The organism is Paenibacillus sp. W2I17, from assembly GCF_030815985.1.
Taxonomy (GTDB): Bacteria; Bacillota; Bacilli; order Paenibacillales; family Paenibacillaceae; genus Paenibacillus.
This window is the reverse complement of the sequence record NZ_JAUSXM010000001.1, coordinates 1,648,007-1,665,894: the sequence shown is the minus strand read 5'-3', so window position 1 is coordinate 1,665,894 and position 17,888 is coordinate 1,648,007. Positions and strand designations below refer to the sequence as shown.

Sequence of the window (17,888 nt, the reverse complement as noted above, 5' to 3'; positions counted from 1 at the left end):
GTTGGGGTGCCTCCTTTTTTTGTGTGCCAAAAAGGAGAGTAGACGTTGAAGAAATCAGGAAAACGTGTGAAGAAACAAGCGGAACAGTTAACCAAAGTGGTGCTGGCATTTGCGTTATTATCACCTCAAGCCCTGTTGCTTGAATGGGGTGCAACGACGGTAATGGCTGAAACGGTTGAAACGATCGGGATTGTATCCGATACGTCCAGCATGAAGGCTGTACAGTCCTCCAAGGTGAAAGTGGAGATGAACAGTGATGGCAAATACAGAATTGTATTAATACCAAACACAAATGTATTTTACGGTGGTGATACAGGGAATGTATCTACGATTATCGACCATAATGGATCACCCGTGAACTTCAAAACATTGCCGCTTAACTATTACCGAATTAACAATAATGTGATTGAAATGTCCCGGCAAAAGGACAATGTCGAATATATTTTGCGTGTATCTATCGTCAATGCCACGTCACAAGGTGGGTACATGAAGGTTGAACTGGAAGCCATCAACCGCAGCGGATCGGCACTGAATTTGGGTGGAACATTTTATTGGGATACGATGGTGAATGGAAATGATGCATCTCCGTTTGAAGTCATCGAGAATGGATGGCGCAATTACAGCGGTGGTGTTCAGGTCACCGCTTTTTATGCCAACACGTACAACGTTGTGAATGCAGATCGCATATACATGGGACAGTACAGCGGTCCGGACAATGCGCAGCTAACAGGGGGTTCTTCACCTTCGTCATTCACTCCAGGCCAGACCGTTACGGCTAGTGATACAGCTGCGCAATTCTGGTGGAATGCCAAAGCAACAGCGAATCAGGCTTCACGCAAATTTTCAACGATCGTGGGAATCGGCCCTCAGAACGTTCCGCCTTCATTTACACTAACGGCTCCTTCTTCGGGGCAAACGTATTACAAAGGCGAGCAACTTCAGATTTCTGGTACAACACGAGATACGGATGTAGGCGACCTGTTGACCGTGAAATGGTCCATTGATGGTGGGTCTGAGAACATTTTGACCCAGATGACCGCGACGGGTTCGAATCAGTCTTTCAACACCAATTACACATTGCCTGACACCTTGCCAGATGGCACACACACATTGCAAGTATGGGTCATGGATGACAAAGGTGGGGTGTCCTCAGCAGGAACCGTTAACTTCACGGTAAGAAGTTTTGTTGTGCCCGGAACGCCGACATACACATTGGTTAATTCTAATAACTTGACGGTCAACTGGGATAAGAAGGCCAATGACGCCTCTGTTACGTATGAGCTGAAGAATATGACCACGAATCAGATCGTGGATACAGGTATATCAAACAGTCGGCAGGTGACTGGACTCACTCCGAATACCAGTTATTCTTTTGCTGTACGTGCCAAAAATTCAAGTGGTTCCTTCACGGGGTACTCCAGTCCATCCACCAAATATACATTGGCGAATCCACCCGCTGCTGCGGCTGTGACACAATCAGGCAACTCTGTTACAGTGAGTTGGAATAATAATAGCAATCCTGCGGGCACCCAATACAAAACGGAAATACGCAGTCCAGGTGGGCAAGTCCTCGCAACGGGAACAACAACTTCCACACGTACAGAATTCGCCCTGACCGGACTCGCGGACGGAAAATATGAAGTATTTGTGGCGGCACTGAATGGTGAAGGGATACAGACCCCGTTTATATCCGCTGGAGAGATGATTAAAGATACGACGGGTCCAACTGCTCCTTCCGTTACAGTGACTCCATCCTCATGGACCAAGGAAGATGTTCTCATCACGGTTGAAGAAGGAAAGGATGCCTTGAGCGGAACTCAGAAGACTGAAGTTAAAGTTGGTCCGGCAGGAGAATGGCGTGAATACAGTGCTCCGTTTACCGTAAACAGTGAAGGCAACACAACTGTTATGGCACGAAGTATTGATGCGTTTGGGAATACAGGACAGGAAACGGCTGTGACAGCCAGGGTAGATCGGACGGCACCAACGCCTCCCGTCATATCGTTGAATCCGCCTGAATGGTCAAAAGCGGTGGTTATCGTGACATTAACGGAGGGTACGGACGAAGCGAGTGGCATTGGTCTGACGCAGTATAAGCTTGGAAGCGAGGGAGAATGGATCGACTACAAGGCTCCTTTTACACTAAGTGAAGAAGGGATAACCGAGATTTATGCACGAAGTGTTGATCGGGCCGCCAATGTCAGTGCTTCCACTTCGGCAACAGCCAGAATCGACAAGACTGGGCCTGAGCAACCAACGATTACGTTAAGTGAAGAGGATTGGACGAATCAGGATGTAACTTTTGCGATAAACAGTGGTGAAGATGCGGGCAGTGGGCTTGCCAAGAGCCAATATCGACTTAACAAAGAAGGTCCCTGGATCGATTACACGGGCGAAGTGACGGTTACCGATGAGGGAGAAACGATCGTATATGCACGCTCACTTGACCGTGTAGGCAATATAAGCACGTCCGCTCAGGCTACAGTTCGAATTGACACGACAGCTCCAACCGAGCCGGTGATTAGTTTAAGCCCTTCTGGATGGAGTAAAGAACATGTGCAATTCACTATCGCTGGAAGTGTGGATGAACAAGCGATATCCTATGAATACAGCATGAACGATGCTCCTTATATTGCAGGCAATACGGGTACAGTAAGCACAAACGGCGCTACCACCATTCGGGCTAGAGCAAGGGATACTGTTGGCAATGTAAGCAAGGAAGTGAGTCGAATCGCCTATGTGGATCAGATGGCTCCAACGATTACATTTGCACCGAACGGACATGCTTGGACGGATATAGATATATCCACTACCATTCAGTATGCCGATGCCCACTCAGGCATTCAGGAACGGGAACGATTCTATCAAGTTACGAACAGTGCAGAATCACCGGAGCATTGGCTTGAAGCTCGCTCTGACCAGCATAAAATATCCATCGAATCGGAAGGTATATGGTACATCCATTCGAAAACCATGGACAGAGCAGGGAATACATATGAGACAACATCATCACCTTACCTTATTCAACGCAAGCCCCAGCAACCGACTCATGTGAAAACGACACAGATCGCTGAGACTTCAGCTGAACTTACAGTGGATTTGCCAACTGGGGAAAGGTATACCGATGGATATCAGTATGAGATAACGAATAAAACGACAGGACAGTCATGGACACTGGATTATCCTAACCAAAGTATAATCGATAACTCCCTAAGTGGTGGTCAGGTCTATGAATATGAAGTTAGAGTGAGAAACCATACCGGAGTAAGTGATGCAGTAAGTGTTCAAGTATTAACTACCCCGGCAGCTCCCGGAACGTTGCACGTTAGAAAAGTAGATTCACAGCCCAATTTGGCCGAAATTCATTTTGATTCAGTACGAGGAGCAGATGCTTACCGCATCATCGCGACTACTTCGGACGGTGCCACCGTATTTGATCAGACGGTATCTGATCCTGGCAGCCTTCCCTATGTTAGCAACCTCGTTCCAGGAACCATTCATAACATTTCGGTAACGGCAATGAATGAAAGTGGAGCAGGTGGTAGCAGTAGAACCGGATTCCTCACACTGCCGGCAATGCCCGGTGAGTTTATGGCCGTTCAAATCCAGGAGAATGATATTTCATTAACGTGGGAGACAGTGACTTCTGCAACGTATTATGGGCTTTCACGCGATGGAACAGCCATATATGAAGGAGAGCAGACGGAGTATCTGGACTCGGGTCTGGATAGCGGAACGGAGTACAGCTATACGTTAATAGCCGGAAATGAGACAGGAACAGGACCGTTGGCAGGATTACCTTTGCTCAAGACTTTACCTGGGAAGGTGTCCGGCTTACAGGTATCAGATGCTTCCACAGGGAGCCTTCGTCTGAATTGGGAAGCAGTACGAGGAGCCGATCGTTATGAGTTATGGTTGAATGGAGAGAAGTCGGGAACGGTTCCTGCTGGAAACCAAGAATGGGTCTATGCGGGACTGAGTTCAGGAACATCTTATCAACTGGATGTACAAGCAGTGAACGGAAGTGGACAGGGGATACTCAGTTCGGTATCAGGAACAACATTACCGGAGAGCCCGTCGGGACTTCACGTTGTTCAAGTAACTGAACAGGGAGCAATCTTGAGCTGGGAGCCTGTAGCTGGGGCAACGAAATATCGGGTGGTCATCGATGGACAGAGCCATGAGATATCAGATACACAACTCGCAGTTCACCACCTGTCAAGCAGTCATGAGTACACCTATGAAGTACAGGCGGGCAATGCTGCCGGGTACGGTGCATCCACCAGTAGTACAATTCTTACGCTACCTAGCAGGCCGGAAGGACTGAATGTCACATCGACTGGTGAGACAAGTATAGGACTTGCATGGCAAGCTGTAGATACGGCGAATCTCTATATTGTGAAAATCAATGGAACAGAAGTGGGCAGAACATCAGAACTGGCCTACACGGCTGAGGAATTGTTGCCAGGTACAGAGTACGCTTTGGAAGTTCAGGCTACGAATGCTTCTGGTACAGGTGAGACAGCGCAGCTCATCCGATTGTCTAAACCTGTGTCGCCTGCCGAAGTACTTGTTGATCCAGGAGTACATCATGCAAAAGTTTCCTGGTCTATCGTGGAAGGTGCCGCTGAATACGTGATTGAGCAGAATGGCAAGGAGATCTATAGAGGAATTGAGAATGAAGCAACGATTACAGGGCTCCAGGATGGAACGTTGCATCGCTATCAACTATGGGCAGTCAATAGACAGGAGACTCGTTCTGAAGCGACGGATGTATCTCTACTGACTTTGCCTGAGAAACCCGTTAAGATTGCGGTATATGATGTGGCAAAAAACAGCCTGGGTCTGGATTTCAGTAACACTGGTGTCCAAGGGGCAGATCATTATGTCATTGAAAGGGATGGAAGAGAGATCACTCAGATGGATTCAAGTGAAACCCATTTCGTAGACAAGGATCTGTTGCCAGGAACGAAATACACTTATGTGATTCGGGCAGTCAATACGAGTGGAACGAGTGCGCCGCTTACTTTCAGTGTAATGACTCAAACGTTGCCATTGGTTGCAGAAAGTATAACAGTGAAAGCCGGAACACATGTGGTGGATCTGGCTTGGGATGTTGTTCAGGGAGCAGCAGCATATGAGATTCGTAATCAGGTAACGGGAGATGTGCAGAGCGTGTCTGAACCGTCTGTACATCTCAATAGTATGCTGGATGGCACGGCGTATGAATTCGAACTTGTTGCGATTAATGAAGATGGGCATCGGTCAGAGTCTATTCAGATTCAAGTTTTAACGAAACCCATATCACCTCAGACGGCAGGCATAACACACATCACAGATCAGACTGCGGTATTGGACCTGACTGGAAGCTCAACACGGGGAGCAGAGCAATTCATCATTATGCGGGATGGTGTTGAAGTCGCTAAGGTTCCAGCAGATCAAGCTTCATTTGAAGATGATGGACTGACACCAGGAGAGCATTACACGTATACCATCAAAACATCGAATGCTACGGGAGAGAGTGATTCCGGTTTCGAAGTTCACTTGCGAACGTTGCCTGCGATCATTCATGAACCTTTACATGCAAGCAAGATTGGGGAAAAGGAGGGATGGATCTCTTGGCCAAAGGTACAAGGTGCGGAGGGATATACCATACGTATCGGAGATCAGATGTTCACCACGATTGAAGAAGGGGATATCACAGAGGTGAGATTAACTCATCTGGAGAGTGCAACCCGATATGATCAGGTACAGATTATTCCTTATAATACTGCTGGTTCAGGAAGCCCAATGACCGTGATTCCTTTTTACACCTTGCCTCATGTGGATTCACTGGAAATGAAGATATACCCCGAGACTGATCATGCTAAATTGGAATGGGATTTCCCTTATGTAAACGAAACATTCGTTGTATTGCTGGATGGCACGGAAGTATACCGAGGCACACAAAAAGAGTTAATTATTGATCAACTGGATGCAGGCAAGCAGTACCCGATTGAAATCCATACAGTGAATGATCAGGGAGATGCATCGGAGAAGCTGGCGTATTCTGTCCTGACCAAGCCAGCAGCTCCGGTCAAAGTGGAGTATCATTCGGCGAAGGACCACATCCGTCTTCTATTGGAACAGAGCCGGGTGGAAGGTGCCGAGCAGTTTATCATTGAGCGGGATGGTGTGGAGATTGCTCGTGTTCCTGCAGACGAACTGTTCTATGACGACAAGGAACTCGAACCGGGCGTGAACTATATCTATATAGTGAAGGCCATGAATGCCTCCGGCAGTAGTGATGGTGGTTATTACCTTCATGCAATGACTTTGCCTGGTAGTGCTGCTTCATCTCCTGTAGTAGAGGGGCGTTCCATGTATGGTGCAGACATTGTATGGGAACTGATTCCTGGTGCTGGGGGTTATCGAGTTTATCGAAACGAAGAGCTTGTGGGAACAACAACGGAGACATCCATACATGTGTCTGAATTAAACAGTGCCGAGCGTTATACTGACTTTGCAATCGTTCCATTTAATGAGGCAGGTGAGGGTGAGGCGCTCCAGGTTCCGGAATTCGAGACGTTGCCTTCCGAGGATCTGACAGTTGCAGCCGTAGCGCAAGGCACAAGTGCGATTAAGCTAACTTGGGAACTGGATTCAATAAATGAGGTGATTGTGATCACCCATAAAGATCGTGAGATCTACCGTGGCACGCAGCGCAGTCATGTATGGACAGGACTGAATGCCGAGCAGCATTATGAGGTGGAAGTATGGACGGAGAATTCAGCAGGTGAAAAAAGTGAAAGAAAACGGGCAGCAGCCATGACTTTTCCGTATCCACTATCCTCCTGGAGCGGTGGCGGTGCAACCCCGAGTCCAAACGCATCGGAACAAGCCGATGAGGCGAGTTCACAACCTGAACCTTCTGATGAGCAACCTGAGTTACCTGCGAAAAAAAGTATCAAATTTATCGATATCAGCCAAACATTCAATAAAGATCAGATTACCTGGCTTGCGGAACAAAATATCATTCAAGGTGTAAGTGAAACTCGCTTCGAGCCACGCCGTCCGATCACGCGTGCAGAATTTACCGCATTAATCGTGCGTTTGATGGGTGTGGATACAACGGTTAATGAACAGCATGGATTTCAGGATGTGAAAGATGAGGATTGGTTTGCTCCTGAGATTAAGGCTGCCGTTCACCATAAAATGGTTCAAGGGATGGGGAACGGCAAATTCGCTCCGTATGCACTGGTAACCCGTGAACAGGCATCCAAGATTATAGCAAATGTTGTCCGTAAAATCAGACCGGAATCGCTGACTTCCCCAAGAGTGTTTACCGACCAGACTGATGTATCCGATTGGGCCAAAGAAGAAGTGCAGGAACTTGCAGGTTTGTACATGATTACCGGATATGAAGACGGCAGCTTCCGTCCCATGCAGCACTTAAGCAGATCCGAAGCTGCAGCGCTGATCTTCCGTTTAAATAAGCTGATTCAAGTCATGGATGAGAAGCGTACAGATCAAGTGGAGAAAGCGTCAGCGTTCAATCGTCATATCTAGATTGAATTGATTCTTACATGTGATACTGCAATCATCGACAGTAACGACATTACCGCTTGATTGGTTTTTAATGTTATAATAGGTTGCCAATATGATAAAAAAAGGGTAATGAACAATGGTGATGAATAATGAATAATAAATTTATCCGGATATATGAAGATATTGCAGATCGTATTCGGACCGGAGAGATTGAGGCAGGGACGCTGCTTCAATCGGAACTTGATCTATCGGAAAGTTATCAAACGTCTCGAGAGACTATTCGCAAAGCATTGAAAATGTTGTACGAAGAAGGTTATATTCAGAAGATTCAAGGCAAGGGCTCGATTGTACTGGACATACGCAAGATCGATTTTCCCATCTCAGGTCTGGTTAGCTTCAAGGAATTGGCCAAAAAAATGGGACATCGTGCTCAAACGTATGTGAAGTTTTTTGAGGAGCTGCAGGTCAATCAGGCGTTGCACAAGAAAATTAACTTTGGTCTGAATGAACAGGTCTGGGAGATCAGACGTGTGCGCAAAGTGGATGGAGAGCATGTCATACTGGACAAAGATTACATTAGCCAGCGGCTTGTTCCTGGGCTCAGCAAAGAGATCTGTAATGATTCCATCTATCAGTACATTGAGCAAGAGCTGGGGCTTTCCATTTCGTTTGCCAAGAAAGAGATTCTGGTGGAAGAACCCACCGCTGAGGACAGGGAATTACTTGACCTTGAAGGTTTCCACAATGTAGTTGTGGTGAGGAGCCAGGTGTACCTGGAGGATGCCAGTCAATTTCAGTATACGGAGTCAAGGCATCGACCGGACAAGTTCAGATTTGTGGATTTTGCACGACGCAGATAAGTTAATCAAGATCGATCAGAGAGTACCTTTCACTGCATTATTCAGTGGATAGGTACTCTCTTTGGTTATGGGGGAATCCGAAGATCGTCCATCAAGAACCGCTTAATGTCAATGTTCTTCCTGCATGTCGGAGCGTATGATCACAATATATACGAGGCCAAGGAGTGAGGGAATTGAATCACGTGACAGCGAAATCAAATGTTCGCATATGGGAAGAAACCAGAGATATTCCAACCTATGGTACAGGTAAACCGGACAAAAATCCGATGTTTCTTGAAAAGAGAATCTACCAGGGAAGTTCGGGTAAGGTGTACCCGCATCCCGTGATCGACAGCATTGAAGATGAAGCAAAAATGAAATCTTATCGATTAGTTATTCTCGAAAATGAATATGTACGTATCGAGATGATGCCCGAACTGGGTGGACGGATTTATCGTGCGCTGGATCGGACCAACAACTACGATTTTGTATATTATAACCGGGTGATTAAACCTGCGCTCGTGGGTCTGGCAGGGCCATGGATATCCGGAGGAATTGAATTCAACTGGCCACAGCATCATCGGCCCAACACGTTTGGCCCAGTCGACTATACATTTGGCAGTAATGAAGATGGAAGCGCTACCGTGTGGGTGGGTGAGATTGATCGCATGTATGGTACCAAAATGACCGCTGGCTTCACATTACATCCCGGCAAAGCCTATCTTGAAATCCATGCCGAGGTATACAATCGCACCAGCGCACCTCAAACTTTTCTATGGTGGGCCAACCCGGCTGTAGCTGTCAACGATCATACGCAATCCGTGTTTCCACCTGATGTAACGGCTGTGCTGGACCACGGAAAACGGGACGTATCCCGCTTTCCCATCGCAACCGGCACCTATTACAAGATGGACTATTCCGAAGGTGTGGATATCTCGCGCTACAAAAACATACCGGTTCCAACATCCTATATGGCGTATAAGTCGGATTATAATTTTGTAGGGGGTTATGACCATGGGGTTCAGGCAGGTTTGTTGCATGTAGCCAATCATCATATTTCTCCGGGCAAGAAGCAATGGACCTGGGGGAACGGGGAATTCGGGCAAGCCTGGGATCGTCAGTTAACGGACGAGGATGGACCTTATATTGAATTAATGACCGGGATCTATACCGATAATCAGCCTGATTTTACATGGTTACAGCCCTATGAGGCGAAATCATTCTCGCAGTATTTTATGCCGTATAAAGGAATTGGTATGGTCAAAAATGCAACGATTGATGCAGCGGTTAATCTGGAAATGGACGAAACGACCGGAAGGGTAACCGTGATGGTATATGCGACGTCGGTTTTTGAACAAGTAACCGTTGAAGTGATAGGCCCAACCACGGTATATCTCCACGAGAGATGTAATATCTCACCTACGGAACTATATAAATCTTCATTCCCGTGGAGCGGACAAGATGAATGGCATCAGGTGAAGTTAAGTGTTCGAACTGCGGAAGGAAAAGTACTTGTAGCCTATCAACCTGAACGTTCTGAGATTCAGGAAGTTCCAGATCCGGCCACACCACTTCCGCTACCATCCGAGATTCGTACGAATGAACAACTATATCTGGCGGGTCTTCATTTGGAACAATATCGGCATGCCACGTATGAACCGGAACCTTATTATCTGGAAGGTTTGAAGCGTGATGCAACGGATATTCGTCTAAACATAGCGTATGGCACATTGTTGCTGCGTAGAGGGTTGTTTCAAGATGCAGAGAAGCATTTCAGACAGGCCGTGCAATCACTGACATGGAAAAATACAAATCCGTATGATAGTGAAGCATTTTACCAACTCGGTCTGAGTTTGAAACTACAGGGGAAACAGGAAGAAGCCTACGCAGCCCTGTATAAAGCCGTATGGTCTGCACAGTATCAGGATACAGGTTATTACATGCTTGCTCAGATCGATACGGCGTTACATCGGGACATCGAAGCGTTGGCTCACATCGAACGTTCGCTAATTCGTAACACCAGAAATTATAAAGCGCGGCATCTGAAGGTGGCTCTGTTGCGCAGAATGGGTCAAGATAAACAGGCGATCCAATATGCGCGTGAGACATTGGAACTGGACCCCGTTGAATTTGGAGCCGCACATGAGTTAGTCCTGATCTACAGTGGAGCAACTGCACCTTCAGAGAGACAACAAGCGGAGCAAGCTCGTGAGTATTTCCATCGTCTGATGCGAGGAGACGTTTATAATTATCTGAATCTAGCCGCAGACTACGCGGATTGTGGATTGTGGGAAGAAGCACTGACGGTACTCTCTTATGTTGAATCCGAAAAAGCACAGCCGTATCCTATGGTTGGTTATGCTCAGGCTTACTCGTATCGTCAGCTGGGGGATGTGGAGCAGGCCCGGGAATGTAAAAAGCAGGGAAAAGCTGCTCCAACGGATTATTGTTTTCCTAATACGTTATTTGAATTCATGGTGCTTCAGGATGCATTGGCAGTGGATTCGAATGATGCGCGTGCTCACTATTACCTGGGAAATTGGTTATATGATCATAAACGCTACGAGGAAGCAATTACCCATTGGGAAACTTCACGCGAGGTGGATGCTGCATATTCGACTGTACATCGGAATCTGGGACTGGCTTATTATAACAAGCTGAATCGTCCTGATCTTGCACTGGCATCATTAGAGGAAGCTTTCCGGTTGGATTCACAGGATGCCCGAATCTTCTACGAGTTGGATCAATTGCACAAGAAGATAGGATATTCCTGCGAGCATCGAATCAAATTGCTGGAACAACATATGGAGTTGGTTCACCACCGTGATGATCTGTATATCGAGTGGGTGACTTTATTGAATATGCAAGGTAGTCATCAAGAAGCATGGAATGCCCTTCAGACCCGGCGGTTTCATCCATGGGAGGGTGGAGAAGGTAAGGTAACAGGACAATATGGTACGGCACTGACTGAACTGGCAAAGCAAAATCTGGAGAAACAACAACCTGAACTAGCATTGGAGCTGTTGCAGAAGGCATTAGTTTACCCGGAGAACTTAGGTGAAGGTAAATTGGAGGGAGCCGGAGACAACCCAGTTTACTTTTATCTTGGCTGTGCCTACCAGCAACTGAAGAATAATCAGGTGGCAGAGGAGAATTTCCACAGAGCATCCATCGGTTTGAATGAACCGGCAAGCGCGATGTTTTATAATGACCAACCGCCGGAATCCATCTATTATCAGGGTCTGGCCTGGCAGAAACTTGGCAATGTGAAGGAAGCAAACCGACGCTTTAACAAACTCATTGACTATGCGGAAAGACATATGCATGATCATATCCGAATGGATTATTTTGCGGTATCTCTGCCCGATTTCCTAGTGTTTGACGACGATCTAGATCAGCGAAATGAAGAACATTGTCGGTATATGCGGGCATTGGGTCTTCTGGGGCTGGGGCGGACAAGTGAAGCCAAACTTGAGTTGGACCGGGTATTGGAGAAAAACCCGAATCATCAAGGGGCAATCATCCATCGATAATTGATAATCGTTTCAACACATCCCATTTATATCGAAGGAGTTATATAATCCATGAATGATAATATAGCAGGTAGCCAGATTCGCTTTATATTGGATGCGGAAGATAAAGAGATTCGTGCGGGTCGCATGACTGGCAGTGGCGGCAAAAGCCCACGAGGGGAATCGTATGATTTTACCAACTATTATATGACTCGTAATGCTAAACCCCATATTCCCGTGGTAGGTGAGTTTCATTTCTCCAGATTCGCTTACTTGCAGTGGGAAGAAGAATTACTGAAGATGAAGGCAGGCGGGGTGAGCATTGTCGCTTCCTATGTTTTCTGGAATTTTCACGAGGAGCAGGAAGGCGAATTTAATTGGTCAGGAAATCTGAATTTGCGGCACTTTGTGGATCTGTGTGGCAAACATGAGCTGCCTCTGATTGTGCGGATTGGTCCATTCTGTCATGGGGAAGTTCGCAATGGAGGGATTCCAGATTGGTTATTCAGTTACCCATTCGAAGTCAGGTCGAACGATGAAGGATATCTGTATTACGCCAAGCGATTATACCAGGAGATTGCCCGTCAGCTCAACGGCTGTTTTTATCAGGAGGGTGGCCCTGTTATCGGGGTACAGTTGGAAAATGAGTACATGCACGCTGGCGCACCCATGGATGCATGGGGGTATACCCGCGAAAAATACATTACCTCCGGCCGGGATGGACGAGAACATCTGAAGATGCTTCGCCATATTGCCGAAGAAGTCGGTATGAAGCCGATGTTCTATACTGCCACGGCCTGGGGCAATGCTGCGGTTCCTGAAGAAGGAACATTGCCGATGCTAGCGGGGTATGCGTACACACCATGGATTCCCAATCAGCCTCCAAGCCGGGAGTATTTGTTCCGGGATCTGCATATGAATCCTGTGGAAGAAGTGGATTATGACAGTCTGGAGTACCCTGCTGCGTACTGCGAGCTTGCTGGTGGCATGCAGGTCAGTTATCACGCTCGGCCGGTTGTTGATGCGGACAGTGTCGAGGCGATGACCATTGTGAAGCTGGCGAATGGCAGTAATCTGGTCGGATATTATATGTATCACGGGGGGACCAATCCGATAGGCAAAAATTCATATATGAACGAGCAGGCATTGCCGAAAATGACGTATGATTACCAATCGCCACTCGGGGAATTTGGACGTGTTGGTGAATCGTATGACCGCATTCGAAGCTTGTCCATGTTCCTGGAAGCATACGGTGAGTTGCTTGCACCAATGGGCTGTGTTATACCGGATGGTCAACAATCGATAACCCCGGAGAACACGATGGATATGCGTTGGTCTGTTCGCCAACAAGCTGGCTCAGGATTCTTGTTCATGAATAATTATCAGGATCATGTGGTGTTGCCTGATCGTGATATCCAATTGGAGCTGCATACCAGCAAAGGAACTGCTTTTTATCCAAGAGAAGGAACGATGCAGCTGAAATCCGGCATGGCAGCCATTCTGCCTTTCCATATGAATCTGAATGGAATGAAGATCATTAGTGCTACCGTTCAGCCACTGACCCGATTTATGGTAAATCAGGAGCTTACGGCTGTCTTTTATGCCCATGACGGTATGATTCCTGAGTATGTTATTGATGCATCATCTGTTACAAATGTGGATATGCCCGAAGGTACAATATCAGAGCAGGGGAATGAAGTTGTGATACACCCGATTGTTGGCAAGGACCATCATCTGAGAGTCACAACATCCGACGGTGTAATCATACGTATCATTACATTGACCCGTGAAGAGGCCTTGAATGCCTACCGTTTCCGTGTGGGCGGAGAAGATAGGCTTGTAATTAGCAGCAGTCATCTGTATGTACAGAATGAGATGCTCATATGTACATCCGTGGAGCAACCAGAGATGGAGGTATCCTTCTATCCGGCTCCAGAGCATGTTTCAGCTTCTAAATATGCTGTGTCATCACAGTCGAAGCCGGGAATATTCGGTACGTATACATTCCAAGTTTCGCCTTACGAGCCTGCTGTAGAGGTTGATTATCCCAAAGAGTATGCAGCAACACTGAGATTGGACACAGCGTGGCCGGAACAAGTAGATGACGTGTGGATCGAGATTGATTATGAAGGAGACGTCGCTGCAGCACATATTCATCATCAGATGTTAACAGATCATATTCACTATGGGCACAGCTGGATGCTTGGTTTGAAGCAATCCCGTCATTTGCTGGCTGATCACGCGCTTCGTCTGTCTGTAACCCCAATTCGAAAAGGGACGACTGAGAGTTATGTGAATCAGGCTTATGTGGAGCGATTTGAGGGTGTGGAGATCGGGAAGTTTAATGAGATTCGGGTGAGACCACAGTACCGGGTTGGTTTGGTATTGGCGGGAGTTAGGGGAGACGTTTAGTCTAAATCAGGAGTTAAACAACAGATAAACAAGACTTAAACAAGAGTTAACTGACGTTTTATAATACAGAGGGTTCTTTCTCCGAACGATTGTGAGGGGAGAGAGCCTTTTTTTGCTGTGTTATGTAAAAACAAATGATTCCTAATCATGGTAAAAAGATCTTGACTGGTAAACGTTTTCAATTTATTATAACTTCATAACCTTAACGATAAAGTTTATTTAAACTAAATAATGTAACTTCTATAAAGTTAATTGTTATTTATTTAACAACAAAAAACTTCTATTACCAACGATTTTAGTTAACTTCTTGCCTGGAGCAGGGTTAATTGAAATAAAAAAACAAATACAGGAGGTTCCAAACGAATGGTTAATCTGAAAAAGTGTACAATCTTCACGGTTATTGCTGCTCTCATGTTTATGGTATTAGGGAGTGCAGCACCCAAAGCATCTGCTGCTACAGGTTTTTATGTAAGCGGTAACAAGTTGTACGATTCCACAGGCAAGGCTTTTGTCATGAGAGGTGTTAATCACGGACATTCCTGGTTCAAAAATGATTTGAATACCGCTATCCCTGCAATCGCCAAAACAGGTGCCAATACGGTACGCATTGTTCTTTCGAATGGTAGCCTGTACACCAAGGATGATCTGAACGCTGTTAAAAATATTATTAATGTGGTTAACCAAAATAAAATGATAGCTGTGCTCGAGGTACATGACGCCACAGGAAAAGATGACTATAATTCGTTGGATGCGGCTGTGAACTACTGGATTAGTATTAAGGAAGCTTTGATTGGCAAAGAAGATCGGGTAATCGTCAACATTGCGAATGAATGGTATGGAACGTGGAATGGAAGTGCGTGGGCTGATGGTTACAAAAAAGCCATTCCGAAACTTAGAAATGCGGGAATTAAAAATACGCTAATTGTGGATGCAGCCGGATGGGGACAGTTCCCTCAATCCATCGTGGATTATGGACAAAGTGTATTTGCAGCCGATTCTCAAAAAAATACCGTCTTCTCCATTCATATGTATGAGTATGCTGGCAAAGATGCTGCAACGGTCAAAGCCAATATGGAGAATGTGCTGAACAAAGGATTGGCTCTGATCATTGGTGAATTCGGGGGATATCACACAAACGGTGATGTGGACGAGTATGCCATCATGAGATATGGGCAGGAAAAAGGGGTAGGTTGGCTTGCCTGGTCTTGGTACGGAAACAGCTCTGGTCTGAACTATCTGGACATGGCCACAGGTCCGAACGGAAGCTTAACGAGTTTTGGCAACACCGTAGTTAATGATACCTATGGTATTAAAAACACTTCCCAAAAAGCGGGGATTTTCTAATCCGCCGATGAAACAGGAACACTCTGACGGTTACGTCAGGGTGTTTTTTAATAAAATAGCTCAATCTATGATGACTTTTGAATATTTCCGTTTTGTTTTAAAATATTTTGTTTTCAAAATAAAACAAAGATGTTAAACTCGGATGAGGAATAAAACAAACATTATCGGAGGGAAACAAATGGTACAGAGTTTATGGAATGCATCGCAGGCATCTGAGAAAACAACAGGACTTGAGCAGTTGGTTTACCGATCCAATCTGATTGGATCTGATCGCAGTGTATGTAACATTTACGGTGGTAATACCTCTACCAAAACGATAGTGAAGGATTTTCGTGGTCGTGATGTAGAAGTAATGTATGTGAAGGGAAGCGGCTCTGATCTGGGTTCCATGGAAGCGAAACATTTTACCGGACTTGGGCTCGAAGACATTCGACCATTAATTGAACGTGAATCCATGTCGGATGAAGAGATGGTTGAATATCTGGGACATTGCATGATTGATGCCAAGCACCCGCGCGCCTCCATCGAGACTCTTCTGCATGCGTTCCTTCCATATAAACATGTGGATCATACGCACCCGGATGCGATTATCAGCCTGTGTTGTGCGCATAACGGCAAGGAATTGGCGAAAGAGATCTACGGTGATCGATTTGTATGGGTGCCTTACGTACGTCCAGGGTTTACCTTATCTAAAATGATTGCTGAAAGCGTATTCTCGAATCCCAATGCCGAACTCGTACTGATGGAAAAACACGGACTTGTCACTTGGGGAGAAACATCCGAGGAATGTTACGCTCAGACCATCAAAATTATCAATGAAGCGGAAGCATTCATCGAAGCACGGGTGGACGAAGGAAGTTTGTTCGGTGGTGTGAAACACCCGGCACTTGCCGCTGATGTTCGTCGTCAGATCGTATCACGCGTGATGCCAACGATTCGTGGAGCGGTATCGGATAGTAAAAAAATGATTATGTCCTTTGATGATCAAGAGGACGTACTTGCTTTTGTGGGTGGAGCAGATTCCCCGGAATTGTCTCAGGTGGGTGCAGCTTGCCCGGATCATCTGGTACATACCAAAGTCGTACCTCTGTTCATTGATTGGACACCGAATGCGGAAGATATCGAAGGCTTAAAAGCAAAACTGGTAGAAGGTGTGGCTGCCTACAAAGAGCAATATCAGCAGTATTTTGAGAGCAACAAAAACGAAGGTGATGTCATGTTCGAAGCGGCACCACGCGTTATCCTCATTCCAGGTGTGGGCATGATCAACACAGGCAAGAGCTGGGCGCTTTCCCAAGTAAGCGGAGCATTGTATCACAGAGCCATTGCCGTTATGCGTGGAGCTACTAGCCTGGGTCAATTCGTATCACTCAGTGCAAATGAATCTTACAATGTGGAGTACTGGCCGCTGGAATTGTACAAATTGTCTTTGGCTCCGGCAGAAACCGAGTTCTCCCGTAAAGTGGCGTTTATTACAGGCGGCGCAGGCGGGATCGGAAGTGAAACAGCACGTAGATTGGTATCTGAAGGCGCACATGTGGTGCTTGCTGATCTCAACTTGGAGGGCGCACAGAAGGTAGCACAGGAAATTAATGATCAGTACGGTGCGAATCGTGCTTATGCGCTGAAGATGGACGTCACCGATGAGGAAGCCGTTCAATCCGCTTATGCTGATGTTGCGGTGCAATATGGCGGAGTGGATATCATCGTGAACAATGCAGGATTGGCCACATCCAGCCCATTTGACGAAACATCCCTGAAGGAATGGAACCTGAATATGAATGTTCTGGGTACAGGGTATTTCCTCGTGGCTCGTGAAGCGTTCAAGCTGATGAAACAGCAGGGTATTGGGGGAAGCATGGTATTTATCGGTTCCAAGAACTCGGTGTATGCAGGTAAAAGTGCCTCGGCTTACAGCTCAGCGAAAGCGCTGGAAGCACATCTGGCACGTTGTATTGCAGCAGAAGGTGGAGAGTATGGCATTCGTGTCAACACGATTCTTCCAGATGCCATTCTACAGGGTTCAGCGATCTGGAACGGTTCCTGGAGAAACGAACGTGCAGCGGCATACGGGATTGAACCGGATCAATTGGAAGAGTATTATCGCAAACGGACGACATTGCTCGTGAATATCTATCCAAGAGATATTGCGGAAGGAATTGCATTCTTTGCTTCTTCGAAATCCGAAAAAACAACCGGTTGCATGATGACCATTGATGGCGGTGTACCGGCAGCATTTACACGTTAAAATAGG

6 protein-coding genes are annotated in these 17,888 nt (G+C 46.4%); all 6 read left to right on the top strand.

Annotated features, from left to right (window positions below; translation table 11 throughout):
- The first annotated feature begins 45 nt into the window (after positions 1 to 45).
- The 6 genes from QF041_RS07150 to QF041_RS07125 all read left to right on the top strand — a co-directional run bounded on the left by QF041_RS07150 (position 46) and on the right by QF041_RS07125 (position 17,882).
- Positions 46 to 7,548 carry a fibronectin type III domain-containing protein gene (locus QF041_RS07150; protein ID WP_307413182.1) on the top strand — a complete coding sequence of 2,501 codons (7,503 nt, stop codon included), beginning with the start codon at positions 46 to 48 and terminating at the stop codon, positions 7,546 to 7,548.
- Between the two features lie 128 nt (positions 7,549 to 7,676).
- Entirely contained in the window at positions 7,677 to 8,387 is a 711-nt protein-coding gene (gene treR / locus QF041_RS07145; protein WP_307413180.1) for a trehalose operon repressor, read from the top strand.
- 173 nt (positions 8,388 to 8,560) lie between these two features.
- Complete coding sequence (locus tag QF041_RS07140) at positions 8,561 to 11,899, top strand: DUF5107 domain-containing protein (protein WP_307413179.1); 3,339 nt, start codon at positions 8,561 to 8,563, stop codon at positions 11,897 to 11,899.
- 51 nt (positions 11,900 to 11,950) lie between these two features.
- Positions 11,951 to 14,290, top strand: coding sequence for a beta-galactosidase (locus tag QF041_RS07135; protein ID WP_307413178.1), 2,340 nt, complete (start codon positions 11,951 to 11,953; stop codon positions 14,288 to 14,290).
- Between the two features lie 411 nt (positions 14,291 to 14,701).
- Positions 14,702 to 15,634: a glycoside hydrolase family 5 protein gene (locus QF041_RS07130; protein ID WP_370739085.1), complete on the top strand. Its 933-nt coding sequence runs from the start codon at positions 14,702 to 14,704 to the stop codon at positions 15,632 to 15,634.
- Between the two features lie 178 nt (positions 15,635 to 15,812).
- Positions 15,813 to 17,882 carry a bifunctional aldolase/short-chain dehydrogenase gene (locus QF041_RS07125; RefSeq protein ID WP_307413175.1) on the top strand — a complete coding sequence of 690 codons (2,070 nt, stop codon included), beginning with the start codon at positions 15,813 to 15,815 and terminating at the stop codon, positions 17,880 to 17,882.
- Positions 17,883 to 17,888: the final 6 nt, after the last annotated feature.

What these genes read in the sequence shown, in the direction of transcription:
- treR (WP_307413180.1), top strand. Translation starts at nt 7,677, where the DNA reads ATGAATAATAAATTTATCCGGATATATGAAGATATTGCAGATCGTATT.
- QF041_RS07130 (WP_370739085.1), top strand. Translation starts at nt 14,702, where the DNA reads ATGTTTATGGTATTAGGGAGTGCAGCACCCAAAGCATCTGCTGCTACA.
- QF041_RS07135 (WP_307413178.1), top strand. Translation starts at nt 11,951, where the DNA reads ATGAATGATAATATAGCAGGTAGCCAGATTCGCTTTATATTGGATGCG.
- QF041_RS07125 (WP_307413175.1), top strand. Translation starts at nt 15,813, where the DNA reads ATGGTACAGAGTTTATGGAATGCATCGCAGGCATCTGAGAAAACAACA.